Source organism: Hymenobacter taeanensis (genome assembly GCF_013137895.1).
Classification (GTDB): domain Bacteria; phylum Bacteroidota; class Bacteroidia; order Cytophagales; family Hymenobacteraceae; genus Hymenobacter; species Hymenobacter taeanensis.
On the sequence record NZ_CP053538.1, the window covers coordinates 1,318,307 to 1,341,421 of the forward strand.

At 56.0% G+C, this 23,115-nt stretch carries 24 protein-coding genes and 1 tRNA gene; 11 read left to right on the forward strand and 14 right to left on the reverse strand.

Annotation, left to right across the window (positions count from 1 at the left end):
• Positions 1 to 71 precede the first annotated feature (71 nt).
• The gene (locus HMJ29_RS05575) at positions 72 to 389 is read left to right on the forward strand and encodes a hypothetical protein (protein ID WP_171590543.1); all 318 of its coding nucleotides are present in this window, start codon (positions 72 to 74) and stop codon (positions 387 to 389) included.
• 72 nt (positions 390 to 461) lie between these two features.
• Here the strand turns inward: HMJ29_RS05575 and HMJ29_RS05580 are convergent, their stop codons facing one another.
• The gene (locus tag HMJ29_RS05580) at positions 462 to 1,997 is read right to left on the reverse strand and encodes a hypothetical protein (protein WP_171590544.1); all 1,536 of its coding nucleotides are present in this window, start codon (positions 1,995 to 1,997) and stop codon (positions 462 to 464) included.
• 674 nt (positions 1,998 to 2,671) lie between these two features.
• Between HMJ29_RS05580 and HMJ29_RS05585 the strand changes: the two genes are divergently transcribed.
• The 3 genes from HMJ29_RS05585 to HMJ29_RS05595 all read left to right on the forward strand — a co-directional run bounded on the left by HMJ29_RS05585 (position 2,672) and on the right by HMJ29_RS05595 (position 4,522).
• Positions 2,672 to 2,890: a CsbD family protein gene (locus HMJ29_RS05585; protein WP_171590545.1), complete on the forward strand. Its 219-nt coding sequence runs from the start codon at positions 2,672 to 2,674 to the stop codon at positions 2,888 to 2,890.
• A 139-nt stretch (positions 2,891 to 3,029) separates the two neighbouring features.
• The gene (locus HMJ29_RS05590; protein WP_171590546.1) at positions 3,030 to 3,623 is read left to right on the forward strand and encodes a DNA-binding protein; all 594 of its coding nucleotides are present in this window, start codon (positions 3,030 to 3,032) and stop codon (positions 3,621 to 3,623) included.
• 65 nt (positions 3,624 to 3,688) lie between these two features.
• Positions 3,689 to 4,522 carry a DUF1206 domain-containing protein gene (locus HMJ29_RS05595; protein ID WP_171590547.1) on the forward strand — a complete coding sequence of 278 codons (834 nt, stop codon included), beginning with the start codon at positions 3,689 to 3,691 and terminating at the stop codon, positions 4,520 to 4,522.
• 79 nt (positions 4,523 to 4,601) lie between these two features.
• Here the strand turns inward: HMJ29_RS05595 and HMJ29_RS05600 are convergent, their stop codons facing one another.
• Positions 4,602 to 5,819, reverse strand: a complete 1,218-nt coding sequence (locus HMJ29_RS05600; RefSeq protein ID WP_171590548.1) for an NAD(P)-dependent oxidoreductase — start codon at positions 5,817 to 5,819, stop codon at positions 4,602 to 4,604.
• Positions 5,820 to 6,116: 297 nt separating this feature from the next.
• On the opposite strand from HMJ29_RS05600, the gene gcvP reads away from it, so the two are divergent.
• The gene (gene gcvP, locus HMJ29_RS05605; RefSeq protein WP_171590549.1) at positions 6,117 to 9,044 is read left to right on the forward strand and encodes an aminomethyl-transferring glycine dehydrogenase; all 2,928 of its coding nucleotides are present in this window, start codon (positions 6,117 to 6,119) and stop codon (positions 9,042 to 9,044) included.
• A gap of 139 nt (positions 9,045 to 9,183) precedes the next feature.
• Here the strand turns inward: gcvP and HMJ29_RS05610 are convergent, their stop codons facing one another.
• Positions 9,184 to 9,480, reverse strand: a complete 297-nt coding sequence (locus HMJ29_RS05610; protein WP_171590550.1) for a hypothetical protein — start codon at positions 9,478 to 9,480, stop codon at positions 9,184 to 9,186.
• 232 nt (positions 9,481 to 9,712) lie between these two features.
• On the opposite strand from HMJ29_RS05610, the gene HMJ29_RS05615 reads away from it, so the two are divergent.
• Positions 9,713 to 10,318 carry a DUF4136 domain-containing protein gene (locus HMJ29_RS05615; RefSeq protein WP_171590551.1) on the forward strand — a complete coding sequence of 202 codons (606 nt, stop codon included), beginning with the start codon at positions 9,713 to 9,715 and terminating at the stop codon, positions 10,316 to 10,318.
• A 57-nt stretch (positions 10,319 to 10,375) separates the two neighbouring features.
• Here HMJ29_RS05615 and HMJ29_RS05620 read toward each other — a convergent pair whose 3' ends face one another.
• The 3 genes from HMJ29_RS05620 to HMJ29_RS05630 all read right to left on the reverse strand — a co-directional run bounded on the left by HMJ29_RS05620 (position 10,376) and on the right by HMJ29_RS05630 (position 12,818).
• Complete coding sequence (locus HMJ29_RS05620; protein ID WP_171590552.1) at positions 10,376 to 10,762, reverse strand: DUF805 domain-containing protein; 387 nt, start codon at positions 10,760 to 10,762, stop codon at positions 10,376 to 10,378.
• A 153-nt stretch (positions 10,763 to 10,915) separates the two neighbouring features.
• On the reverse strand, positions 10,916 to 11,818 hold the full coding sequence (gene lipA / locus HMJ29_RS05625; RefSeq protein WP_171593267.1) for a lipoyl synthase: 903 nt from the start codon (positions 11,816 to 11,818) through the stop codon (positions 10,916 to 10,918).
• 196 nt (positions 11,819 to 12,014) lie between these two features.
• A complete protein-coding gene (locus HMJ29_RS05630) occupies positions 12,015 to 12,818 on the reverse strand; it encodes a hypothetical protein (RefSeq protein WP_171590553.1) in 804 nt (267 codons plus the stop codon).
• A gap of 113 nt (positions 12,819 to 12,931) precedes the next feature.
• Here HMJ29_RS05630 and HMJ29_RS05635 point away from each other — a divergent pair, with 113 nt between their 5' ends.
• Complete coding sequence (locus tag HMJ29_RS05635) at positions 12,932 to 13,336, forward strand: OsmC family protein (protein ID WP_171590554.1); 405 nt, start codon at positions 12,932 to 12,934, stop codon at positions 13,334 to 13,336.
• An 88-nt stretch (positions 13,337 to 13,424) separates the two neighbouring features.
• Here the strand turns inward: HMJ29_RS05635 and ytxJ are convergent, their stop codons facing one another.
• The 4 genes from ytxJ to HMJ29_RS05655 all read right to left on the reverse strand — a co-directional run bounded on the left by ytxJ (position 13,425) and on the right by HMJ29_RS05655 (position 16,748).
• Positions 13,425 to 13,772, reverse strand: coding sequence for a bacillithiol system redox-active protein YtxJ (gene ytxJ, locus HMJ29_RS05640; RefSeq protein WP_171590555.1), 348 nt, complete (start codon positions 13,770 to 13,772; stop codon positions 13,425 to 13,427).
• A 17-nt stretch (positions 13,773 to 13,789) separates the two neighbouring features.
• Complete coding sequence (locus HMJ29_RS05645; RefSeq protein WP_171590556.1) at positions 13,790 to 14,122, reverse strand: hypothetical protein; 333 nt, start codon at positions 14,120 to 14,122, stop codon at positions 13,790 to 13,792.
• 56 nt (positions 14,123 to 14,178) lie between these two features.
• Positions 14,179 to 14,493 (reverse strand): hypothetical protein, encoded by a 315-nt coding sequence (locus HMJ29_RS05650; protein WP_171590557.1) that lies wholly within the window; start codon positions 14,491 to 14,493, stop codon positions 14,179 to 14,181.
• 203 nt (positions 14,494 to 14,696) lie between these two features.
• The gene (locus tag HMJ29_RS05655) at positions 14,697 to 16,748 is read right to left on the reverse strand and encodes an alpha-ketoacid dehydrogenase subunit alpha/beta (protein ID WP_171590558.1); all 2,052 of its coding nucleotides are present in this window, start codon (positions 16,746 to 16,748) and stop codon (positions 14,697 to 14,699) included.
• A gap of 537 nt (positions 16,749 to 17,285) precedes the next feature.
• Here HMJ29_RS05655 and HMJ29_RS05660 point away from each other — a divergent pair.
• Positions 17,286 to 18,575 (forward strand): M16 family metallopeptidase, encoded by a 1,290-nt coding sequence (locus HMJ29_RS05660; protein WP_171590559.1) that lies wholly within the window; start codon positions 17,286 to 17,288, stop codon positions 18,573 to 18,575.
• A 111-nt stretch (positions 18,576 to 18,686) separates the two neighbouring features.
• Here the strand turns inward: HMJ29_RS05660 and HMJ29_RS05665 are convergent, their stop codons facing one another.
• The 4 genes from HMJ29_RS05665 to HMJ29_RS05680 all read right to left on the reverse strand — a co-directional run bounded on the left by HMJ29_RS05665 (position 18,687) and on the right by HMJ29_RS05680 (position 20,942).
• Positions 18,687 to 19,331 carry a hypothetical protein gene (locus HMJ29_RS05665; RefSeq protein ID WP_171590560.1) on the reverse strand — a complete coding sequence of 215 codons (645 nt, stop codon included), beginning with the start codon at positions 19,329 to 19,331 and terminating at the stop codon, positions 18,687 to 18,689.
• A gap of 244 nt (positions 19,332 to 19,575) precedes the next feature.
• Positions 19,576 to 19,878, reverse strand: a complete 303-nt coding sequence (locus HMJ29_RS05670; RefSeq protein WP_171590561.1) for a hypothetical protein — start codon at positions 19,876 to 19,878, stop codon at positions 19,576 to 19,578.
• Positions 19,879 to 19,958: 80 nt separating this feature from the next.
• Positions 19,959 to 20,297 carry a hypothetical protein gene (locus HMJ29_RS05675; protein WP_171590562.1) on the reverse strand — a complete coding sequence of 113 codons (339 nt, stop codon included), beginning with the start codon at positions 20,295 to 20,297 and terminating at the stop codon, positions 19,959 to 19,961.
• Positions 20,298 to 20,414: 117 nt separating this feature from the next.
• The gene (locus HMJ29_RS05680) at positions 20,415 to 20,942 is read right to left on the reverse strand and encodes a hypothetical protein (RefSeq protein ID WP_171590563.1); all 528 of its coding nucleotides are present in this window, start codon (positions 20,940 to 20,942) and stop codon (positions 20,415 to 20,417) included.
• 203 nt (positions 20,943 to 21,145) lie between these two features.
• Between HMJ29_RS05680 and pheS the strand changes: the two genes are divergently transcribed.
• The 3 genes from pheS (at position 21,146) to HMJ29_RS05695 (ending at position 23,009) form a co-directional block, all read left to right on the forward strand.
• Positions 21,146 to 22,183, forward strand: a complete 1,038-nt coding sequence (gene pheS, locus HMJ29_RS05685; protein ID WP_171590564.1) for a phenylalanine--tRNA ligase subunit alpha — start codon at positions 21,146 to 21,148, stop codon at positions 22,181 to 22,183.
• A 210-nt stretch (positions 22,184 to 22,393) separates the two neighbouring features.
• Positions 22,394 to 22,840 (forward strand): Rieske (2Fe-2S) protein, encoded by a 447-nt coding sequence (locus tag HMJ29_RS05690; protein WP_253805665.1) that lies wholly within the window; start codon positions 22,394 to 22,396, stop codon positions 22,838 to 22,840.
• A 95-nt stretch (positions 22,841 to 22,935) separates the two neighbouring features.
• Positions 22,936 to 23,009, forward strand: a tRNA-Asn gene (locus HMJ29_RS05695).
• Positions 23,010 to 23,115 lie beyond the last annotated feature (106 nt).

The following is a 23,115-nucleotide window of genomic DNA, read 5'->3' on the forward strand; positions in this document are numbered from 1 at the left end:
GAGTAAGTGATTAAGGGTTAGAAAGCACTCCCTGTTGTGCTTTACACAACCACCTATCATACGCAAGTACCATGAAATTCTCCTTCAAATCTCTGTTCCTCGCTTCTGCTGTTGCTTTCGCCGCTGCTTCGTGCACCCAGGAAGGCAAAGAAAATGCTGACGCCGCTGCTGCCAACACCGAGGCTGCCGCCGAAAACGCCGGCGATGCTGCCGCTGCCGAAGCCAATAATGCCGCCGCTACCACTGAGAATGCCGCCGAGAATGCTGGCCAGGCCATAGAAAACACCGCCGATAAAGCGGCTGCCGAAACCAAAGAGGCGGCTGCCAAAACGGAAGCCGCTGCCAACGAAGCTGCCGCCGAAACGAAGGCTGAAGTTCGCAATAACTAGTTACGTACTGGCCTAGGCCAGCACCACAGACCCACAACGGCCGCTTCTGCTAGCAGAAGCGGCCGTTGTGTTTTAGCTTATGGTTGCCAGATCAGGGGCATTAGCAATTTCTAAAAGCACCTCGTAGTACGGGCGCCCCATAGAGCGGGCGCGCAGCCAGCAGTAGAAGCTCACTGCCTGCAAATCTTCCTGCTCCAGGGGTGCAAAGGCGGGCACGTTCGTTACCCGCTCCGCAAAGCCCGGCCGCCGGGCTGCTGCCGGATCATCAATTATTTCGCGCACCAGGCTCAGGTACACCAGCACAGTAGCATAAGGGCCACCATCCGGCCCAAACCGTTCCCGCATGAGCCGCTCAATGGCCCGCAGCCGGTTCAGAGCCAGATCGGGGTTGCCCATTTCCAGCTGCACCAGCATCTCGCCCATGTTACGATTCACTACCCACTCCACCCCCATCTCCTGCTCGCACCAGTGGTCAGAGCGGCCAATGGCCTGCAGCACCTGGTTGGTTTTATGGTATTGGCCTTCGGCGAAGTAGTGAAAACCTAACCCTAGGCGCGCGGTAAGCTGCTCCCTAGGGGCCAGCGGCGTCCGCAGCACCTCTTCCATCAGCTTAATGCTCTCGGCATTGCGGCGCAAGAAGGCGTAGTTGGCGGCCAGCAGGAAGGTGTACTTTGGAACCAGTCCCATAGGGCGGCCCCGGGCCCCACCATCCATCAGTTCCCGCAGCCGCTCCAGGTACTCCACCGATTCCCGAAAGCGCCGCGTGCGGTAGAGGGCGTGCGCAATCATATAGAGCAAGCCCATTTGCGCATCGCGGTGTGCCGGCTGAAAGCCATGCCGCTTTTCCATGATGTGGTAGCAGCGCATCACGAAGGGCGCAAAAGATAGAAAGTCGCGGCGCACGAGCATGGCTGAGCGCGCAATCGACATCAGCCGGAACAGCAGCGAGGGCCGCCGGGCAAAGGCTTCCTGCAAATCATACTCGCGCAGTACCTCCTGCAAAATGGCATCAAACGACTCGCCGGCCCGGCCCTTCACCCGCGCCGCCCGGAGCCGCTGCCGAATCAGGCTGTCGGCAATGTTGGCGCGCTCCTCTTCATCGGCGTATTTCTTGTTGAGGTGGCGTTTCCGGATGATATCCTCCAGCTCATCGGCATGCTTGCTGCCGGCCTGGGCAATCTGGTGGTTATATACGGTATTCAGCAGCTCATATTGCTCATGGGAACCAGCCAGCTTTTCGGCCTTGCGCAGGGTGCTCCAGGCCAAGCGGGGTACGCCTACTTCAAATAAGTATTGGGCCATAGTTAGCAGCCCCCGCACCGAGGAGGCCGCAGTAGGGTCTTGCTGGCGCTGGCGCAGCAACAGGAAATCGGTGAGGTGGCGCATGAGGCGCTTGCGCAGGGCATAATAGGCCGTGGCGTTAGGCTCCTCGGGGTAGAGGCGCTCTAACAGCTCCTCCGTTGAGTACTCCTTCTGGTGCAATAGCAGCTCATACAGGCGCGAGTCCATACGGCCTTTCTGCTTACGGCGCTGGCGCTGGATAAAGCGTGCGAAGTCCTTGCGGTCGTCGGGCGAGAACGTAGCGAGAGTAGTTCTTAAATCATCCATTAGGCGTATGTGCGGATAATGCGATAGTAGATAATGGCTCAATATCCGACAGATTTAGAGTATTTTAATTTATCCCGTAAAGAATTTACTACTCACTCATAAACAACCATTTATCAATTCATGGAGTGCCCAGGCGAAGTCTAAAAGCAGCACAGCAGGTTGCACTAAATTCCTCAGCTTCCGTACCAGCACAATAACCCATTCATACAATTTATTATGCGCTACATCCTATACGCTCCGATCATTGTAGGTTTATTGAGTGTTGCCAGCACCTCTGCTAATGCTCAAACCCGCCCTAACGAGTTTTGGACTGAGCAAACGGCCTCGGTGGGCACTCCAATAGCCCCTGCAGAACTGCTGGCAGCCTTATCAGCTGAGCATTCATTGCCTAAAGAAGAACCAGAGCTCAGACGTGCCGCTCAACGCAAGCTAGCGCCTGGTTCAAGCAACGGAGCAAAGCACCCTAAGGAAGTGGTAATGCCCGTCCGGCGCAAACGGCAGTAGGCGCAGTCAATATTGCGCACACTGTATATTTATAGTTTACTGAAAATCAACACTCCAAACAGAATTCGGGCTTTCTATTCAATCTCGTGGCCAAGTTAAACTTAGGGATAAGCTCGTCCGTAAGAAGGAGTATCTTTCACATCCCATCTCTCCCACCATTCCTTTTAACCATGGACGCGAATAACAACAACATCAACGACCAAACCGAGCTACGTGCTCGCGGTAACTGGAACGAAATTAAAGGCCAGGCTAAGCAGAAGTGGGGCAACCTCACCGACGATGACCTGACCTACAACGAAGGTGAGCAAGACGAGTGGTTTGGCCGCCTGCAACACAAAACCGGCGACGCCATTGACGATATCAAGTCCTGGTTTCACCGCACCTTTTAAACGTTAGTAACTCTCAAAAAGCCCTGCCCTGAAAACGCAGGGCTTTTTGTATCTGACCTTGTCTGGGGTGCGCAGGCAGAGGAACATATTACCGGTTCTGATGTTAACAGTATAACACTCTGTATATTAACTACTTTCAATGATCTTTCCTGTTGAAGAGCTGTGTTTGTTGGGGAACAAGTCATTGCTAGAATTGCCTCGGACGGCATTTTTTTGTTCGCGGAAATACCCTGCCAGTATTGAGCGCATTACCTGTCTGTGGGCCCTAGAGCAGCGCATGCATCGGCGTTGCGTACTGTCAAGCTTCCACTCCCAGTTAGAGCAGTCGGTGTTCCGCTACCTGCGTCAAGATCCTAAGCAGCCTATTCTATATGTCTTGGGCCGAGGTATCCAGACAAGTCTTTCCATGGAATATAGCCGCGAAATTGAGCTAGGCCACTTGCTGTTCCTGAGCCGGTTCAGCGAAGAGGTTACTACTGTTACGCCTGAGTCGGCGTACCTGCGCAACCTACTGATGGTAGATATGGCCGACGACTTATTTATCCCTTACGTGCGGCCCGGCGGTAGTCTGGAACGGTTGCTAACCAGCCCCATGGCGCGCTCCAAGTCTGTGCTGACCCTCGATTTGCCGGCTAATAAAGCTCTCATTCAGCGAGGTGCCCGCATTTATCGGCCTAAGCAGTTGGTAGGCCACTTAGGGCGGCAATGGTCTTCTCCCCGGCCTCGCTATTAGCTAGCCGGTACGCTTTTCTCGTAGGCCCGTACAAAAGACTCTCTACCTCCTTTTGAATTTGCCCTATGACCCTTTCTAACACCCTACTCTCAAACGTTCCCCATTCTCCATCGGCCGGTATCAAGGCCATGGCCCGCTTTGGCTTCGCGGCCAAAGGGGTAGTGTATGTACTAATGGGGCTACTTGCGCTGCTAGCGGCTACCGGGCAGCGTGGTGGCCAAACGGCCACTAAAAAACAGGCTGTGCATACCCTCCAAGATTTGCCCGGCGGCCAAGTATTGCTAGGACTGGTGGCGCTAGGCCTGCTCGGCTACATTATCTGGCGCTTCACCCAGGCTGTGCTCGATACTGAAAACAAAGGCTCAGGTGCTAAAGGCATTGGGCGGCGCATAGCCTATGCCGGTAGTGGCCTGCTGTATGCCGGGGTAGCGTGGTACGCGGCTCAGTTGGCCTTTAGCGGCAGCGCTGATAGCAGCGGTAACAGCACCAAACAAACTCTCACCGCCAAAGTACTTAACTGGCCCGCCGGCGAGTGGATTATTATTGCCGTTGGCCTGATAACTATTGGCAGCGGCCTCTACCAGATTTACCGGGCGTACTCAGGCTCTTTTCACAAGCACGTAAGCTCCAGCGACCTGCCCGCCAACCAGCAAAACCTGGTGTACCGCACCGGCCAAATTGGCTACACGGCCCGCGGTATTGTGCTGAGTATAATCGGGTATTTTTTCGTGCAGGCCGGACGCCAGTCGCGGGCCGAAGCCGTGGGCACCACCGACGAAGCTTTTGATTTTTTGGCTACTATGGGGCCGCTTGTGCTGGGCATTGTAGCGCTAGGCCTGATGGCTTACGGCCTTTATATGCTGATACAGGCGCGTTACCCCGTGCTTCGGAATATTTAGTCCACTGCTTACTTGTTACTTGCTGGCTGCTAACTACAAACCAGCAAGTAACAAGTAAGCAAAAAGTTAAAATCAGCAATTAACTTACGTAATCACGTAAGTACTCGTAGCGCGGCAATAGCTGGCCATCACGTGTAATGGTAGCACGCTCCACAACGTCATCATCTGGGCCAGTGCTTAGCAGGTGCGGAAACACGTTATCGAGCAGTTGGCGGCCGAAATCGCGGCTGGCGTTACGAGGCAGCTCGCAGGGCAGGTTATCCACGGCCATCACGGTGATGTTGGATGGCCGTGAGTAGGCGGCTTCTAGCTCACCAGTCTGCGGGTTGTAGTCGAAGGCGGGCTCTGTAATGCTGGTGGCGCGCTTAGTTGTAGGAATAGAGCCGTTCACGTCGCAGGTTACATCAGCAATAGTATTAATGCGGAAGTTGGGCAGTCGGGTATCCTTTTCCTCGAACAGGCGCGGCGCGGCCGGGTGCCAGTAGGCGCATGCAATCAGCAAGTCAGTTACGGGCACGAAATTCTGAAACGTAGATTCGTACTCCTGCGGGTTACGGTGGAAATCGGGCGTATCCCATACCCGCCCGTCGCGGCGGCGGTTGTAGTCCGAGCTGCGGAGCTGGGTATACACTGGCTCGTTGAAGTCGTGATAGAGGTAGTCGTACACACTTACGCGCCGGATGCGCATTTTGTCCAGTACTTCCACGGCCCCCTGAGCTACTCTGCCCGAGCCCGTCACAACCATTTTAATAGGCGGTAGGCGCTTCACCTTGAAGAACTCTTCCTGCATGTCCTCCATATCGAGGCACTCATAAGCTGGCTTCAGGGTATATAGGCTATGCTTACGGCCGTAAGTCAGCAGCCCATTATAGGCCCCTACAATGCCGGCCCAGCGTCCGAAGGCCACAATTCTGTCGCCACCATCCCGGTCGGTCAGCAACTCATAATCAATGAGGGTAATGTTCTTGGCCAGCACCTGACGCAGCAGTTCCCGGTTGGCGGGCTGCTTCTTCACGGTGTGCGAAAAGAACATATACGTTTTGTTGGGGATGAGCTGGCCTACGGGCACTTCTTTCACTCCCAGCAGGATGTCGCAGTCTGAAACATCAGGGCGGACCTCAATCCCCATGTCACGGTACTCCTGATCGGAGAAGCAACGGATGGGGCTTTCCTGCACTATTATGTTTAAGCCGGGGTATTGGCTCTGCGCTTCGGCGCATTTCTTGGGAGTGAGGGGCACCCGTTTATCGGGCGGCGTTTTGCCTTCACAGATAAGGCCAAGGGAAATAGAACGCATAGGGGGTAAGGTGGGTGGAAGGGGAAGTCAGGGAATGCGGCCTTAAATCTGGTTAAATTATTTAAGTGATAGGGGCAGACCCCAGCCCCAGCCTCTTCCTCTCGGGAGCGGGGCACCAAACGCTTGCTGTCCTAAAACACTCCTTCTTCCGGAGGGGGCGCTGGGGATGGGGCCTGACCTAAAAGCCCTGATTTCTCCTACTTTCTGTGTGGTACTGGGAGAAGTTTTCGCCTTACCTTTGTTACAGGTTCGGCTGCTTCGGCGGCCGGTTTTTCCCGCCACCTCTACCCTTCTTTTATGTTGCTTCAACCCAAGCCCGCTGATGTATTCGTGGACCGCCACAACGGACCCGACGACGCGGCGGTGGCTGAGATGCTGCGCACCATCGGTGTGGAGTCGCTTGACCAGCTCATCGACGAAACCGTGCCGGCGGCCATCCGCCTGAAACAGCCGCTGAACCTGCCCGCTGCCCTCACGGAGCGGGCTTTTTTGGCGAAGTTCAAAGGCATCGCCGGCAAGAACCGTCTGTTCAAAAACTACATCGGCCTGGGCTACCACGACACCCAGCTGCCCCCCGTAATTCAGCGCAACATCCTGGAGAACCCAGGTTGGTACACGGCCTACACGCCCTACCAGGCTGAAATTGCTCAGGGCCGCCTCGAAGCCCTCATCAATTACCAGACAATGGTGATGGAACTGACGGGCCTTGAAATTGCCAACGCCAGCTTGCTCGACGAGGGCACCGCTGCCGCCGAGACCCTGCACATGTTCCACTCCCTCTCAAAGAAGAAGAACGCCACGCGCTACTTCGTTTCGGAGCAGGTACTGCCCCAGACCATTGACGTGCTGCGCACCCGCGCCACGCCGCTGGGCATTGAGCTGGTAATAGGTGACCACCGCACCGCCGACCTGACGGATGAGAGCCTGTTTGGCGCCATTCTGCAGTATCCCGCCGCCGATGGTGCCGTGTACGATTACACCGACTTCATCTCGAAGGCGCACGACAACAACCTGTTTGTGACCGTGGCCGCCGACTTACTGTCCTTGACGCTGCTCACGCCTCCCGGCGAAATGGGTGCCGATGCGGTTGTGGGTAACTCCCAGCGCTTTGGTGTACCCATGGGCTATGGCGGACCCCACGCTGGCTTCCTGGCTACCAAAGACGCGTTCAAGCGTGTAATTCCGGGCCGTATCATTGGGCAGAGCATTGACGCCGCGGGCAACAAGGCCTACCGCATGGCCCTGCAGACCCGCGAGCAGCACATCCGCCGCGAAAAAGCTACCTCTAACATCTGCACCGCCCAGGTGCTGCTGTCGGTGCTGGCTGGTATGTACGCGGTGTACCACGGTCCGCAGCGCCTCAAGCAATTCGCTACCAACATCCACGCCCTCACTCAGGTGCTGGAAACGGAGCTGAAAGCCCTGGGCCTGGATCAGCGCAATCAGTTCTACTTCGACACCCTCGACATTAAGCTGGAAAGCCAAGAGCTGCAGAACGCTATCAAGCAGGAAGCAGAGAATGCCGGCATTAACTTCCGCTACTTTGAGGAGCACGGCTCGCCCCGCGTGGGCATTTCGCTGCACCAAAACACCGAGATTCAGGACGTAGCCGCTATTGTGGCTGTGTTCAGTAAGGTGCTCGGTAAAGGTGAGAGCAAAACCCTGAGCCTGCCCGAGGAAATTTCGGTGAACTGGGCCGATAGCCTGATCCGGAAGAGCAGCTACCTCACGCACCCCATCTTCAACTCACACCACAGTGAGCACGAGATGCTGCGCTACATGAAGCAGCTGGAAAACAAGGACCTGAGCCTGGCTCACTCCATGATTGCACTGGGTTCATGCACCATGAAGCTGAACGCCACCGCCGAGATGATTCCGGTGACCTGGCCCGAGATTGGTGGCCTACACCCCTTCGCCCCGCGCGAGCAGGCGCAGGGCTACGCCGAGATTTTCAAGGATCTGGAGGCGTGGCTGTGCGAGGTAACCGGCTTTGCGGCCGTGAGCCTGCAGCCTAACTCCGGTGCTCAGGGTGAGTACGCCGGCCTGCTGGCCATTAAAGGCTACCACGATGCCCGCGGCGACCAGCACCGCAATGTGGCCCTGATTCCGGCTTCGGCTCACGGTACTAACCCCGCTTCGGCTGTTATGGCTGGCATGCAGGTGGTTGTGGTGAAGAGCACTGAGGAAGGCAACATTGATGTGGCTGACCTGAAAGCCAAAGCCGCGCAGTACGCCGATAAGCTGAGCTGCCTGATGGTGACCTACCCCAGCACGCACGGCGTGTACGAGGAAACCATCATCGATATCTGCGAGACCATTCACCAGCATGGCGGCCGCGTGTACATGGATGGCGCCAACATGAATGCCCAAGTAGGCCTCACCTCGCCCGCCACCATCGGTGCCGATGTGTGCCACCTGAACCTGCACAAGACGTTTTGCATCCCCCACGGTGGCGGCGGACCTGGCGTAGGACCTATCGGTGTTGTTGCTGATCTGGCTCCCTACCTGCCCGGCCACGTAGTGGTTGATGCTGACGGCCGTACGGAAGGGGCTGTTTCGTCGGCTCCCTGGGGTTCGGCCAGCATCCTGCCCATCAGTTACGCTTACATCTCTATGATGGGCGGCGAGGGTCTGACGCAGGCAACGCGCATTGCTATCCTGAATGCCAACTATATTAAGGCCCGCCTGGAGGAGCACTACCCCGTGTTGTACACTGGTTCTAACGGCCGCTGTGCCCACGAAATGATCCTCGACTGCCGCCAGTTCAAGAAGGCCGGCATTGAGGTAGAGGACATTGCCAAGCGCCTCATGGACTACGGCTTCCATGCCCCCACCGTATCGTTCCCGGTTGCGGGCACGCTGATGGTGGAGCCTACGGAGTCGGAGAGCAAGGAGGAGCTGGACCGCTTCATTGAGGCTATGATTGGCATCCGCAAGGAAATTGCGGAGGTAGAAGCCGGCCGCGCCGACGCCAAGGACAACCTGCTGAAGCACGCCCCGCACACGGCGGCCACGGCCCTCACCCACGAGTGGACCCGCCCCTACACCCGTGAGCAGGCCGTGTACCCCACTGAGTACGCCCGCATGTTTAAGTTCTGGCCCGCCGTGTCCCGTATCGACTCCGCGTACGGCGACCGTAACCTCATCTGCTCGTGCACTTCCATTGAGGAGTACGCTGATCAGGAAGAGAAGCTGGTAGCTACTGATAAGGGTCCTTCTTACTAGTTCTTAGTGGCCTAGGCAGCCTGTATTGGCTAAACAAAAGCCCCACCTGCTGGCAGGTGGGGCTTTTGTTTGCTATTGGTTATTGCTGGAGAGGTGGCCTAGCAGTAAGAGTTGACTACTGCCCAGCTAAACCAGCTACTTACTTGTTGCTAAAGCAGTTGCGATACATATACCCATTTTCAGTTTTTCCGCTGACGGTTACCCGTACTTTCAGGAAATACGCGTCTACAGTATCCATTACTTGTACTTCAGTGTCTGAGCCGATGGTGGTCAGCTGCTTAGACTCCTTGTTCATGCCATCGTACAATACGCATTCTACTACAGTATTGTGAGCAACCGGGCCTGCGGAGGTGCGGTTACCACGTGAGTCGTCGCGGGAGGCACTGCAGGATGTAAGCAGCAAATAGCTACCAAAGAGAAGTACAATTTTATTCATAGAGTAAAGGAAGTTATTTCAGCCTCCGGAAGATAGATATATTTCAAGACCACTGAACAGTTTCCCGAAATAAACTTTTGATACATAGTCGGCAAGCCTACTATTCGGGAACGACCGCCCTGGCTCAGTTGTTAGAATATTGTAGTTTTTGCTTAGCCTGCTCTCATTCATTTGGAGTATACTAGAAGGCCTCGGAAACTCGTTTGAATTTCACTGTCTTTTCCGTCTGAACATGAATCTCATCACCCGTTTTCTGTCCCGCCGGATGTCGCTGGCGGCCATGAGCCTGGCCTTATTACTGGGCGTTAGCAGTTGCGCCAGCACGGCGCGCGTTGGGGTTACCAACGATTTCGACCATTCCATTAACTTCCGCACCTACAAAACCTGGGCGTGGTACCCCGAGCAGCCCACCGACTCAGAGGGTGGCCCGGCTCAAGGCTACCAGTCGTTTCTAGACAAGCGTATTCGTACTGCCGTGGAGCGCGAGATGACGGCCAAGGGCCTTACCCGCGTCGACAAAGCGCCTGACCTGTACGTTGCCTACTCGGCTAAAGTAGAGGAGAAGCAGCGCGCTACTAACAATGGCCTGTACAGTCCGTACGGTTACCCTTACTACGGCTATGGTTACGGAGGCTTCTACAACCGCAACTTAGTAACCGACTATAAAGCTGGCACCGTTATCATCGACTTTGTTGATGCAAACCGTAAGGAGCTTGCTTGGCGCGGCCAAGGCCAGGCGCAGGTAGACAACCAGACAATTTCTGAGGAGGAGGTTTACCGCATCGTAGGCAGCATTCTGGGCACTTATCCGCCCCAGGATCAGCAAGCCAGCCGTTAAGCACTTGCCACATAGTGGCCCAGAAAACAGCCTTGCTACGGTAGCGAGGCTGTTTTTTTATGCGGTTTCAGCAGTAAGTTCATCTTCGTACGCTCGTGGGCGTTTGGGGTCGGGGCCGAAACGGTTTTGCCCACGCGTACCTTCTACAAAGCTCATCCCGATGCTCAGGCCATAACTGACTATGGGTAGCAGAAACAGCAACCACCACCAGCCGCTCAGGTTGGTATCGTGCAGCCGTTTGATTACCTGAATATTAGCCACTATTATTCCCAGAAAAATTACCAGACCTACTCCTGCCGCGGCCAGCATTTCGCTCTTGGGGGAGGCGTATTGCACCTGACTAGCCAGAGCGTAGGCCAGCATAACCAACCCATAAATAGCGAGTGTACGAAACCAGTACGTTTGCCGCCGGAGCCGCCCCCGAATAGAAAATAACTCTTGCACGAAATTGTCTAATCAGAATAAACCCTGTTCAGGAGAAAGGTACTAATTCACTTTCTCTTTCGTAATGACAATAGTCATGACCAGTCTATAGGCAACAAAAAAGCCGCTTTCTGTTATAGAAACGGCTTTTTTGTTGATACTAGATTTCTAGGATTAGATCGGCACGTTCACGTGGCGCTCAGCGTGGTAGCTGGAGCGTACCAGCGGGCCGCTTTCTACATACTTAAGGCCACGAGCCAAGCCTTCTTCGCGGTAGTGAGCAAAGAGGTCGGGGTGGATAAACTCGGCTACCTCTAAGTGGCGCTTAGTGGGCTGGAGGTACTGGCCTAGGGTCAAAATGTCGAGGCCATTAGCAACAAGGTCGTCCATGGCGCGGTACATCTCTTCCTTGGTTTCACCCAACCCCAGCATAATCCCCGACTTGGTGCGCTTACCAGCTTCCTTGGTGCGGCGGATTTGCTCCAGGCTACGGTCGTACTTAGCTTGTGGGCGTACGAGACGGTAGAGGCTACCCACCGTTTCCACGTTGTGCGACACCACTTCCTGGCCGCCAGCAATCATGGTATCGAGGGCGGCCCAGTTGGCCTTCACGTCCGGAATCAGGGTCTCAATGGTAGTGGAGGGGCTTAGCTCCTTTACACGCACTACCGTCTCGTACCAGATGCTAGCGCCACGGTCTTTCAGCTCGTCGCGGTTCACGCTGGTAATTACGGCATGCTTCACGCCCATTAGCTGAATGGCTTCGGCTACGCGGCGGGGCTCGTCGGTATCAAACTCAGTGGGGCGGCCAGTGGCCACGGCACAGAACGAGCAGGAACGCGTGCACACGTTCCCTAGAATCATGAACGTAGCGGTGCCTGCGCCCCAGCACTCACCCATATTGGGGCAGTTGCCGCTTTCGCAGATGGTATGCAGTTTATGTTCATCCACCAAGCGGCGGACATTGGCGTAAGCGGGTCCCACGGGCAGCTTCACGCGTAGCCAGTCGGGCTTACGCGGCTTGGCGGGCGCTACGGGAGCAGCCGCCTCCGGCTGAATGATGGGCAAAGTCAGCAACAGGTCATTCATGCAGCAAAGGTAGTGGGTATTGAAGTATGGAATGCGTATTACTCAGACACGGTAGCGCTGAAAATGTTCCCGAAGTGGTGGCCTAGGTAGTAGGGCTGGCTTAGCAGCCAGCAGGCCCCTGCATACAAAAAGGCCTTTCCGCTGGGAAAGGCCTTCTCATCATGACTGAACAGCCTAGTAGTTATTAACTCCGGTGCCCTAAGTAAATTGTCAGATATACTGAGGGATAAAACAGCGTATTCAGCTTATCATCAGGCATGCCTAGTGCCCGCAAGATAGTGAGACGCTTGGTGTAGGCCTCAAACAGAAAGCCCGTTTCAACACCGGCCACCGCATCGCGGTAGCGGCCGTACTCAAAGCTCAGTGCTCCACGCACGTGCGCTCCGATAGTAGGCGTGGTTTCTCCAATTCCGGAGAAGAGGGGGGCCCGATCCACAATGCGCTGCTGCGTATGAATCTGGGGGTCGTACTGCTCGTTGCGGTAGTCGGTGGCCCCAATAGGGTTGTTGCGACTGTCGCGTAAGGTATAGTCGTAGGTGATATAGTAGGGCATGAGCAGCGCTACCGAAGGGCCTGCACCCACCAGGGCATTCACCTGCACGCCTGATTCGGGTGCTTTGCGGAAAATCACGCGTTGGAGGCCAACCGAAGGGCGCACCACAAACATGTAGTTGGCCTTGCCATCAACGTAAAGCCCTCCGAATGGAGTGGGCAGCTTGTACTCCTTAGGGTGTTTTACCTCTACCCCCTCCACGCTCCAGAACCGGGACCAATCTTGGTTAAGCGGTTTCATGGAACGCACCGACACGCCTCCAATCAGTCCGCCGCGCGTATTAAAGTTAACCCCGTACACGAATTCCTTCCGGTAAGAGGGGTCTTCGTTGCTGGATGGCAGCAACGTGGTGCGGCGCTGCTGGGCCCGCGCAGACAAGCCCGCCCCCAGGATAGTAAGCAGCAAGCTGCCGCCGAAGATTAGACGTGTATGCACGGGTTTGAGGGAAAAAAAGTCAAGCGCAGCTTCGCACTTAGTGCAAAATCTGCCAACACTACCGAAAGTACGTAAATTTACGAGCATCAGTCTGCCAATTTTCATCCTGTATTATGAGCACTGCCACCGCCCGCTACGCCGGCCATCTACGCACTGAGGCTACGCATGTAGCCTCCGGCAATACCATCCTCACCGACGCGCCCGTGGATAACCACGGCCGGGGAGAGGCCTTCTCTCCTACCGACCTAGTGAGTGCCGCGCTGGGCTCGTGCATGATGACCATAATGGGCATTGTTGCGGAGCGCCACGAGGTAGACCTGACGGGCGTTACGTATGATGTGACCAAGCATATGGCAGCGGAGCCGCGCCGGATCCGTCAGATTGATGTAACGTTCCGGATGCCTGCCGTATTACCCGAGAAAGAGCGAACTATTCTTGAAAATGCAGCCCGCACCTGCCCGGTAGCTCTCAGCCTGAACCCGGAAATTCAGCAAGAGGTTCGGTTTATTTACGCCTAGCGAAAACTAGCGCACCAACGTGTAGAAAAGATGAATAGGGAGCCCGCCTCCGCTAGTTGCGCAGGCTCGGCTCCCTATTCATCTTTTGCTATTTTACGGCTACCGCCTCCTTCACATCACTGAGGCGGATGCTCATGTGCGAGGCATCAAAACGACACTCCCCGTTCTGAATTACCAACAACTGGGGCGACTCGTGCCGGACGCTGAACTTCTCCGCTATTTCATTGGAAATAGGCCGGAACCGCAGTAGATCGAGGTAGTACAGCTTCGTGCTGTCGAGGTTGGCCTCGGACCACTGCCGCTCTATTTTGGCTTTGGCGGCCGCGCTAATAGAGCAACTGGTGCTGTGCTTGAAGATAATGATGGGCTGCTCATACGACTCGCGTACGATATCAGTGAGCTGCTCTGCTTGGGTAAGGGGCTGCCAGGGCGTCATAACTTAGTGCGGGTGATTTAGGGGGTAGGCTCTTTGTCTTTTTTCCGCAGACGGAGCGAAACGCGGGACGGTTCACTAACGCGAGGCGCGCCGGAACGGTCAAACTTATAACTCTTCCGGTCGTCTTTGGGTTCGAGAGCCGCTAATCGGCCACCGTTGCCTTCCTTCAGCTCGGGCTTGGTTACCACCAGGTGCGAGTCTTTATACTCGGCGGGGTAGCGGCGCGCATCACGGAGGGCCCGCCGGCTTTCCGTCCGCTGCTTGCCGCGGCTGGTGGGGGCTAGCTGGGCCTGGGCCTGCACGGTGCACAGGCCTAGCAGCAGCGTGGTGACGAGCAATACGTAACGCATAGAAGGGCAGTAAGATGATAACTTGACGGTATACCTTTTCCTTAACGAGGAGCCGGCTAAAAGGGTAACACAATTCCCAGAAACTTACGCTGGCCTACCTTGCGCTTTACACGCCGCCGCTCATACTTGGGCTTTTTCAGCAGCCCCTGTTTATCGTAGCTGTTTTTCTGCGTTTTTACGTCTTCTTTCTCTACCGATAAAGCTTGTCCATTAGCGGCCTGGTTATCGGCACTGGCTGCCTTTTTTATCTTGGGCTGGGGTGGTCCCTTCGGGTTCGGAATCCGATAGCTGTGGCAGGCGGGCGCAGTAAACAATAAAAGCCCGGCAATAACAAGCAGGCACAGACGGCGGAAAGCTCCGGAGAGGTTCATTCTAGTATACATTCGGCCCTTACCAAGAGCATAAGCTCCGCAAAATACACAAATAGCTATAGGTACACTTTTGAAATTTGCAGCATGAGTGGCCTAGCGAAACCTATAACTATCATTCCGACGCATCCGGAAGCTGGCTTAGACGCTAGGCCAGTAACACGGCTTCCGTGCGCGTCGGAACGACAGTAAAGGTGGCCTAGCGCTTAATAATTGCGCAGCTTTTCTACGGTTTGGCGGAGGCGCTGCTGGGGCAGGAATACTTTTTCCAGCGGTGGCGCAAAGGGCACAGCAGTATCCAGGGAGGCCACGCGCTGCACAGGCGCATCAAGGTGCTCAAAGCAGTGCTCGGCAATCCAGGCGGCAATTTCACCACCTAGGCCACCCACTAGCGTGTCTTCGTGCAGAATGATAACGCGGCCATTCTTCTCCACGGTTTTGCGCACGGCCTCCTCATCCCAGGGCAGCAAGGTGCGCAGGTCCAGAATATCAGCCGACAGGCCTAGCTCATCGGCCAGGGCGGTGGCCCAGTGCACACCGGCTCCGTAAGTAATGATGCTCATTTCGTCGCCTTCGCGCACCAGCGCCGCTTTGCCAATGGGCGTGGTATAGTAGGCATCGGGCACGGGGGCCGTGAGGCTGCGATACAGCAGCTTGTGCTCAAAGAACATCACGGGGTTAGGGTCCTCGATGGCCGCGCAGATCAAGCCTTTGGCATCTACGGGGTTGCTGGGGAATACCACTTTCAGGCCGGGGGTATGGGTAAACCACGCCTCGTTGCTCTGGGAGTGAAAAGGGCCCGCAGCCGAGCCAGCCCCGGTGGGCATGCGCACTACCACATCGGCGTTCTGGCCCCAGCGGTAATGGCTCTTGGCCAGGTTGTTTACAATTTGATTGAAGCCGCAGGTCACGAAGTCAGCAAACTGCATTTCCACCATGCTCTTCTTGCCCTTAATGCTCAGGCCCAGGCCCGCCCCCACAATGGCAGATTCGCAGAGCGGCGTATTGCGGACTCGCCCTTTGCCAAACTGGCCTACGAAGCCATCGGTCACTTTAAACACGCCACCATAGTCAGCAATATCCTGGCCCATGAGCACCAGCTCAGGGTAGCGCTCCATGCTCTGGCGCAGGCCGTCAGAAATGGCATCTACGTAGCGTTTGTCGGTGGTTGTGCTTAGGGAAGAATTTAGAATTGCGAACTGAGAGTTGAGAGGCGAAACTGCTACCGCATCTGTTTCCTGGGCTCTCGGCTCTATGCTCTCCCCCCTTAGCTCTCCAACTGGCGCGTACATATCCGCTAGCTCTAGAGCAACATCAGCAGTGGGCATGGGGGTGGCATCAGCAATGCGCAGACCTTCCTCAATCTCACGCTTAATAGTCTCGCGAAAGCGTAGGCGGGCTTCTTCGTCCAGAACCCCTTCCTGCATCAGCCACTTTTCGTAGTTCTCTACGGGGTCCCTTTGGGCCCACTCCGTGAACATCTCCTGAGGCACGTACTTAGTGCCGCTGGCTTCCTCATGTCCGCGCATCCGGAAGGTGAGGGCTTCTATTAATACGGGGCGCGGGTTACGGCGCAGCCCCTCGGCGAGGCGGCGCACTGTGTCATACACCTCCAGCACATTGTTGCCATCAACCTGAATGGCCTGCATACCGTAGGCCGGTCCTTTATCAATGAACTGCTTGAAGCGGAATTGCTCGTTAGAGGGCGTACTCAGGCCGTAACCGTTGTTTTCAATCATGAAAATGACGGGCAGCTGCCACACGGCAGCCACATTCAGGGCCTCATGGAAGTCCCCCTCGGAGGCGCCGCCGTCGCCGCTATAGGTGAGCGTTACTTTGGGCCGTTCCTCCAGCTTATCGGCCAGGGCAATGCCATCGGCCACGGCCAGTTGGGGGCCCAGGTGGGAAATCATGCCCACAATGTGGTGCTCGTTGGTGCCGAAGTGAAACGACCGGTCGCGGCCCTTAGTGAAGCCAGTATTTTTACCCTGCCACTGCGCAAAAAGGCGGTCTAGCGGAATATTGCGGCCCGTAAACACGCCTAAGTTGCGGTGCAGGGGCAGGATGTACTCGTCGGGCTCCAGAGCCAGAGTGCTGCCCACCGAAATGGCCTCCTGCCCAATACCAGAGAACCATTTGCTCACTTTTCCCTGCCGCAGCAGAATAAGCATCTTCTCCTCAATCAGACGGGGCTTTAGCAGGCCCTGGTACAGATGCAGAAGGGTTTCGTTGGAGTAGTCCTTGCGGTCGAAGTGCATAACGGAAAGCGAACTGAGTAGTGGGTGGCGCCAAAAGTACGGGTTTGGGTTGGAAGGAAAATCATGAAGCTGGCTTTGTGAAAAGCAGTAGCCTAGGCATCTACTTCCGGGGCTAGTTTCTCTGTTTTCACCATCTGTACAGGTCGGCAAAGCTTAGAGCTATTGGCGGAACAACTTATAAGCTCCAAAGGCAGCAAGCACACACAATGCAGCTTTCCTGGCCTGCATTAAAGTGTAGGAGGGCAATTCATGTAACATATCAGCGGAAAGAAATCAGCACATCTTCACCTTCAGTCAGTATTGTGGCTTTTACTCAGTTGTCGGTTTTGCCGGTTCATCAGCCGCTTCGTATCTCATTGCCAGCACCGAGCGAGCGGCCCGTGCCATACTGCCAGGCCTGCGCGCAACGTTGTAAACCTACCCGGTAGCCGCGTACGTACATCTGGCAACTTCCCTGCTCCAGCCGCCCGAAACTTCTCTTTCTGGCGGCTGGTTAGGTATATTGTTGGCCTCTTGGCCCCTCCCCTGCCTCTACCTATGATTCAATTCGAAGAATTCACGCTCTCCAATGGCCTACGCTGCCTAGTGCACGAAGACCACAGCACGCCCATGGCCGTGCTTAACATCCTGTACAACGTAGGCTCCCGCGACGAGGACCCGGCGCACACCGGCTTTGCCCACCTGTTTGAGCATCTGATGTTCTCGGGCTCCGTGAACATTCCCAGCTACGACGAGCCCCTGCAGATGGTGGGCGGCGAGAACAACGCTTTCACCTCCCCCGACATTACTAACTATTACCTCACCCTGCCCGCCGCGAACCTGGAAACCGGCTTCTGGCTGGAGTCGGACCGGATGCTGAGCTTAGCTTTTTCGGAGAATGGCCTAGAGGTGCAGCGCAAAGTGGTGGTGGAAGAGTTCAAACAGAATTACCTGAACCAGCCCTACGGCGACGTGTGGCTGAAGCTACGGCCCCTGGCCTACCAGCACCACCCCTACCAGTGGGCTACCATTGGTAAAGAGGTCAGCCACATCGAAGACGCTACCATGCAGCAGGTGCGTGACTTCTTCGCCAAACATTATTCTCCCTCAAACGCCGTGCTGGTAGTAGCTGGCGCTGTCACGCGGGCTGAAGCAGAGCGCCTGGCCGAGAAGTGGTTCGGGCCTATTCCGGCTGGCACCCGCTACGAGCGCCAGCTGCCCCAGGAGCCTCGCCAAACCGAAGCCCGCTTCTTGGAAGTAAGGGCTGAAGTACCGGTTTCAGCGCTGTATAAAGTATACCACATGCCCGGCCGCGGTGATGCTCATTATTACGATGTGGACCTACTCAGCGACGTGCTGGGCCGGGGCAAGTCGAGCCGTTTGTATCAGGAGCTAGTGAAAGAGCAGCCGTTGTTCAACTCTATTTCAGCCTCCGTCATGGGCTCACTGGAGCCCGGCCTCTTAGTGGTGAGCGGCAAGCTAAATGCGGGAGTTTCCTTGGAAGAAGCAGATGCCGCCGTAGAGCAAGTAGTAGCTCGTTTGCGTGAGGAGCTAGTGGCAGAACAGGAACTGGAGAAAGTAAAGAACCAGGCTGAGGCCAGCATTGTGTTCAGCGAGATTGAACTTCTGCACCGGGCCATGAACTTGGCCTACAGCAAGCTCCTCGGCGACGCCGACCTGGTAAATCAGGAAAGCGCCAAAGTGCAAGCCGTAACTCCCGAGCGGGTACTCGCCGCAGCCCAGGAAGTACTCCGGCCCGACAACTGCAGCACCCTTTACTACCGTGCCCAGCCGCAATTGGCTACTGCTTCTGAAGCTACGCCCTTGCTAATTGAGGCCGCAGAATAAAGTGGCCTAGCACAACTGGTGCCTACCATACTTAAACAAACAGAGCCCGACTGTTACAGTAACAGTCGGGCTCTGTTTGTTTAAGTATGGTAGGCACCAGTAGCGAGTGACTTACCAGCCGCTACCACCGCTTCCCCAACCATCATCGGCTTTTTTCTTGGCCGGAGCGGCTTTCTTAGCGGGAGCTACAGACTGCTTGGTGGTAGTAGCGTTACCAGCATTTTTGGTACCAGCCGAGGCTGCAGCAGCCTTGGAAGCTGCGGGCTGAGTTGCTACGGGAGCTGGCTCTGGCTCAGGTGCTGCCACAGGAATGGGAGCTGGTGCTGGCGGAATAGGATCTTCAGTCCGGATAGTGCGGCGCACGTAAGGTGCCCGTGGGCGCCCCCGATAATCAGTGGTTGGGCGCCGGGAAGGAGCCGCGGTAAAACCAGGTGCAATGCTCGCCCCAATTGGCTGCGGAGCATCAGCCCCCGACATTGCCGCGCCGCCACCAGCGGCAGCCCCTGAAGCCCCACCCCAGCCACCAGCGGCCTCAGCCCCTGCAGGAGCGGCTGATGCGGGTGCGGGCGTTGCGGGAGCAGCTTGTGCTGCCGGCGCTACGGCCTTCGTGGTAGTAGTGGTTTTCTTGGCGGGAGCGGGTGCGCCCCAGCCATCAGAAGAGCCCCACCCATCGGAGGACTTTTTAGACTGAGCCTGGGCTGAAGAAGCCACCAGCACCCCGCCTACCAGAAGTATGGGAAAGAAGAAACGAGTCATCGAATAGCCAGTTGAGGAAATGAAGCTGCAAGTTACGGTAGCCCAGGCAGGTCAGGAAATTATGCCTCCCAGATTTTTCTCCTAAACGCTGAGAATTAGCAGAAGTTCCTGGGTGTTACGTTATGATGAAGAGCCAAAAGCCTCAACGACTCGTACTGCGGTTCAGTATTCTGCCCTGAGCTTTCTTTGCAATGTTTTTTCTGCGCTGAGAATTTACGCTTTATTTTTGCTCTCCCGAAGATACTTAGCGTGGCTTGCCTGAAGTTGCCGGCTGGCTCGCAGGGGCTGCCTCACTAGGCAGAGTTGCCTTTTCAGAGGGAGTAGCAGCAGGCTGAGCAGCTGGGGCAGCCCTCAACTCCAACTCATCAATACCAGATGCCGCATCGGCTGCTACTGGCTGAAAGGGCGTTAGTGGAGTGGCTGCTGGCTTTACTTTGGCCACTGCCACTGCTGGTTTGCGGCTGGCTTTAGCAGCCGTTTGAGCTTGCGCCCAGCTACAGGTGCTGACTGCGCCTACCAGCACCGTCATAAACAGGGAGTTTTTCATAACCATGAGCTTAAATGGTTTGACATCTAATAAGTTACTTATTTCTGATGTCAAAAACCACTTACCCTCATGATATTTCACTACCGCCGCTTTTTAGCCGGAGCAGCCGCTTTTACGGGCGTTGCCGGAGTAGTACCTGCCGATAACGTAGTTGTGCTGGTGCTTGGCCTGGCTGGCTTCTTTTTCAGGGGGCGGCCCATATAATCGGTAGTGGGTGGGCTGGGCATATTCAGGCGCATACCCGGGGCCAGTTTTAGGTTTTCCTCATCACGGCGCCCTGAGCGGTCATAACGGGCATAAGCCCCCGACCGGGCTCGGTTATAAGTAGTCTTCTTTTTGGTCTGTTGCGCCTGAGCGGGAGTACCAAGAAAAGCGAGCAGCGCAAGGGCGCCTACTAGGGAGAGTACGTGCATTTTCATAAGCGGCGAGATGAAGTGTGAGTGGCGCACTATGGCTGGAGCCTCTACATACGGCAACGGCCCGGCCACGGATGAATGACCGGGCCGTGCTAGGCCACTTGCTTAAAGATGCTTAGCCTACCATTGCGCCGCCACCGAGCCCGCAGTAGTTACTTCGGCGGCCATAGAGTTATTAGCGCTGGCTTTGCGCAATGGGCGGCCGTTATAATCAGTGCTCACGCCCCGGTAAGGAGCTGTGTTCATGCCGGGCGCAATCTGCACGCCTGATGAATGCATCATGGGGTCATCAGATTCTACCACCACCGAGCGGGGCCGCATAGATTTAGCTTTGGCCACGGGGCGCCCATTATAGTCGGTGCTGGTGCCACGGTAAGGCGAGGAGCTCATGCCCGGCGCCACTAGTACCCCCGAGGAATGCATCATAGGGTCGGCGTCGGGGGCTGTAGCGGCGGTTTCCCACCCGCTTGAGGTGGTAGGCGTGTTCCAGGTTTCAAGCGTAGGCCACTCCGCCTCGGCTGCGGGGCGGGCGGCAGGGGCTACGCTGGAGTTGGCGGGCTTGCGTGGGGTGGAGCTAGTTTGTGCCCGGGCAGTGGGCGCGCTGAAGAAGGCCGCCACTACGACGGCGGAAAGCAGAAAACGTTTCATTGGGAAGAAGCAGAAAAAGAAACACTTCACCCGGCACATCCGGGCCTGGAATTGGCCGGCCGACGGGTGGCGCCCCACGTTCAGCCTCAGTTGCCGCTTGTACTTAGCTTCTAGGCAGCAACCGTACCAATTTTTTGTAGTCTAGGCCACTCCGTGAAAAGGCCCCGGCAATTCATCTTCGCAACGCCTACCTTTGCAGCATTATGCAGGACAACATCGCGCGGCTGCGGGCCGAAATCGAAGCGTACGACGTAACCACCCCGGAACAGCTGGATCAGTTCCGGATTGCTTTCACGGGCCGCAAAGGCCAGTTAGCGGATCTGTTTGATCAGCTAAAAACAGTACCCCAAGACCAGCGCCGAGCCGTAGGCCAGGAGCTTAACCAACTCAAGCAGCAGGCAGTAGCAAAGTTTGAGCAGCGCCAGCAGGAGCTGGAAGCCGCCACGGCCAATGCTCCCGCCGATCCTACTTTCGACTATACCCTACCTACGGTCCCTAATGCCCTGGGCACCCGCCACCCCCTGAGCCTGGTGCGCGAAGAGATTGTGCGTATCCTGGCCCGCATTGGTTTCAACGTAGCTGAAGGCCCCGAGATTGAGGATGACTGGCACAACTTCACGGCCCTTAACTTCCCCGAGAACCACCCGGCCCGTGATATGCAGGACACCTTCTTTGTGCGCCGCACGCCCGGCGAGCAGGAGTGGGTACTGCGTACGCACACCAGCCCCGTGCAGGTGCGCGTGATGCAAACCCAGAAGCCGCCCATCCGCAGCATTATGCCCGGCCGCGTGTACCGCAACGAAGCCATCTCGGCCCGGGCCCACATGATGTTCCACCAGGTAGAGGCTTTGTTCGTGGATGAGAACGTGAGCTTCGCCGACCTGAAGCAGACCGTATACCACTTCGTGCAGGAGCTGTTCGGAGATGATATGGAGGTGCGCTTCCGCCCTTCTTTTTTCCCCTTCACCGAGCCCAGTGCCGAGATTGACATTACCTGCCTGATCTGCAAAGGCAAGGGCTGCAACATCTGCAAGCATACCGGCTGGGTAGAAATTGGCGGCTGCGGTATGGTTGACCCCGCTGTGCTGGAGCAGTCCGGCATCGACCCGGAGCGCTACAGCGGCTACGCCTGGGGCATGGGCATTGAGCGCATCACCATGCTTAAGTACCAGATCAAAGACTTACGTCTCTTTACGGAGAACGACCTACGCTTCCTGCGCCAGTTTGAAGGCGTGCAGTAGGCCTAGGCCACTCTACGTGGTTTACCTGGCTCCTGAGAAGCTCTCTTCCATTACCGGAGGAGAGCTTTTTTGTCTTACTAAACTATGCCGCTGCCTTCGGGCTTGTCTGTCTGTACTTGGTCAGCCAATTGTACTTACTCCGTGGCTTGGCGTGTTCATACCTAAGTGGTCTTTACTTCGTTTCAGCTAGTACGCCTTACCTGTATCCGTATGCCTTCCTTGCTTTCATCTTCTTTTCGCTCAGTTGCTCTTGCGGCTATTCTGGCTACTTCTGTCGTGCTGGCCGCCTGCAGCAATTCCAATGATGCTCAGCCCCAAATTCCGCTGGCCACCGTTAATGAGCTGGTTGTGCTCACTGACCAGAAGAACAGCAACCTGCGCTTTGATAATGGGGCCGTGTACATCAATGGCGGTGTAAGAGGCATTATTGTAGTGCGCCAAAACGCTTCCAGCTACCTAGCTTTCGAGCGTAATTGCCCCTACCAGCCGCTGGATACATGTGCCCGAGTTAAAATTGATCCGTTTATCCGGCTCTACGACCCGTGCTGCACCTCGCAGTTTAGCTTCCAAGGACAGGTGCAGGGGGGGCCAGCTACCAGAAATTTACGACAATACAACACGGCCCTCTCCGGCAACCTTCTGACTATCACTAATTAAAAAAAGCGATTAAAAATTTTCTAAACGCATGTTTGGAGCTTCAAAAACTTTGCTCTAATATTGCACCAGCAACGGCAAAATACGCCGCCATAACCGCTTCCTTAGCTCAGCCGGTTAGAGCATCTGACTGTTAATCAGAGGGTCCCTGGTTCGAGCCCAGGAGGGAGCGCTACAATTGAAAACACCCGCCGATACTTGGCGGGTGTTTTTGCGTTTATGCCTTTTTGGTGACGCCAGGGCACTTGGGGGAGAGATTGGCCGCTTGAAATTCGGTC

Bases quoted from the DNA above. Each gene is read 5' to 3' on its own strand.
- HMJ29_RS05575 (WP_171590543.1), top strand. From the start codon at position 72: ATGAAATTCTCCTTCAAATCTCTGTTCCTCGCTTCTGCTGTTGCTTTC.
- HMJ29_RS05580 (WP_171590544.1), bottom strand. From the start codon at position 1,997: ATGGATGATTTAAGAACTACTCTCGCTACGTTCTCGCCCGACGACCGC.
- HMJ29_RS05585 (WP_171590545.1), top strand. From the start codon at position 2,672: ATGGACGCGAATAACAACAACATCAACGACCAAACCGAGCTACGTGCT.
- HMJ29_RS05590 (WP_171590546.1), top strand. From the start codon at position 3,030: ATGATCTTTCCTGTTGAAGAGCTGTGTTTGTTGGGGAACAAGTCATTG.
- HMJ29_RS05595 (WP_171590547.1), top strand. From the start codon at position 3,689: ATGACCCTTTCTAACACCCTACTCTCAAACGTTCCCCATTCTCCATCG.
- HMJ29_RS05600 (WP_171590548.1), bottom strand. From the start codon at position 5,819: ATGCGTTCTATTTCCCTTGGCCTTATCTGTGAAGGCAAAACGCCGCCC.
- gcvP (WP_171590549.1), top strand. From the start codon at position 6,117: ATGTTGCTTCAACCCAAGCCCGCTGATGTATTCGTGGACCGCCACAAC.
- HMJ29_RS05610 (WP_171590550.1), bottom strand. From the start codon at position 9,480: ATGAATAAAATTGTACTTCTCTTTGGTAGCTATTTGCTGCTTACATCC.
- HMJ29_RS05615 (WP_171590551.1), top strand. From the start codon at position 9,713: ATGAATCTCATCACCCGTTTTCTGTCCCGCCGGATGTCGCTGGCGGCC.
- HMJ29_RS05635 (WP_171590554.1), top strand. From the start codon at position 12,932: ATGAGCACTGCCACCGCCCGCTACGCCGGCCATCTACGCACTGAGGCT.
- ytxJ (WP_171590555.1), bottom strand. From the start codon at position 13,772: ATGACGCCCTGGCAGCCCCTTACCCAAGCAGAGCAGCTCACTGATATC.
- HMJ29_RS05645 (WP_171590556.1), bottom strand. From the start codon at position 14,122: ATGCGTTACGTATTGCTCGTCACCACGCTGCTGCTAGGCCTGTGCACC.
- HMJ29_RS05650 (WP_171590557.1), bottom strand. From the start codon at position 14,493: ATGAACCTCTCCGGAGCTTTCCGCCGTCTGTGCCTGCTTGTTATTGCC.
- HMJ29_RS05655 (WP_171590558.1), bottom strand. From the start codon at position 16,748: ATGCACTTCGACCGCAAGGACTACTCCAACGAAACCCTTCTGCATCTG.
- HMJ29_RS05660 (WP_171590559.1), top strand. From the start codon at position 17,286: ATGATTCAATTCGAAGAATTCACGCTCTCCAATGGCCTACGCTGCCTA.
- HMJ29_RS05665 (WP_171590560.1), bottom strand. From the start codon at position 19,331: ATGACTCGTTTCTTCTTTCCCATACTTCTGGTAGGCGGGGTGCTGGTG.
- HMJ29_RS05670 (WP_171590561.1), bottom strand. From the start codon at position 19,878: ATGAAAAACTCCCTGTTTATGACGGTGCTGGTAGGCGCAGTCAGCACC.
- HMJ29_RS05675 (WP_171590562.1), bottom strand. From the start codon at position 20,297: ATGAAAATGCACGTACTCTCCCTAGTAGGCGCCCTTGCGCTGCTCGCT.
- HMJ29_RS05680 (WP_171590563.1), bottom strand. From the start codon at position 20,942: ATGAAACGTTTTCTGCTTTCCGCCGTCGTAGTGGCGGCCTTCTTCAGC.
- pheS (WP_171590564.1), top strand. From the start codon at position 21,146: ATGCAGGACAACATCGCGCGGCTGCGGGCCGAAATCGAAGCGTACGAC.
- HMJ29_RS05690 (WP_253805665.1), top strand. From the start codon at position 22,394: ATGCCTTCCTTGCTTTCATCTTCTTTTCGCTCAGTTGCTCTTGCGGCT.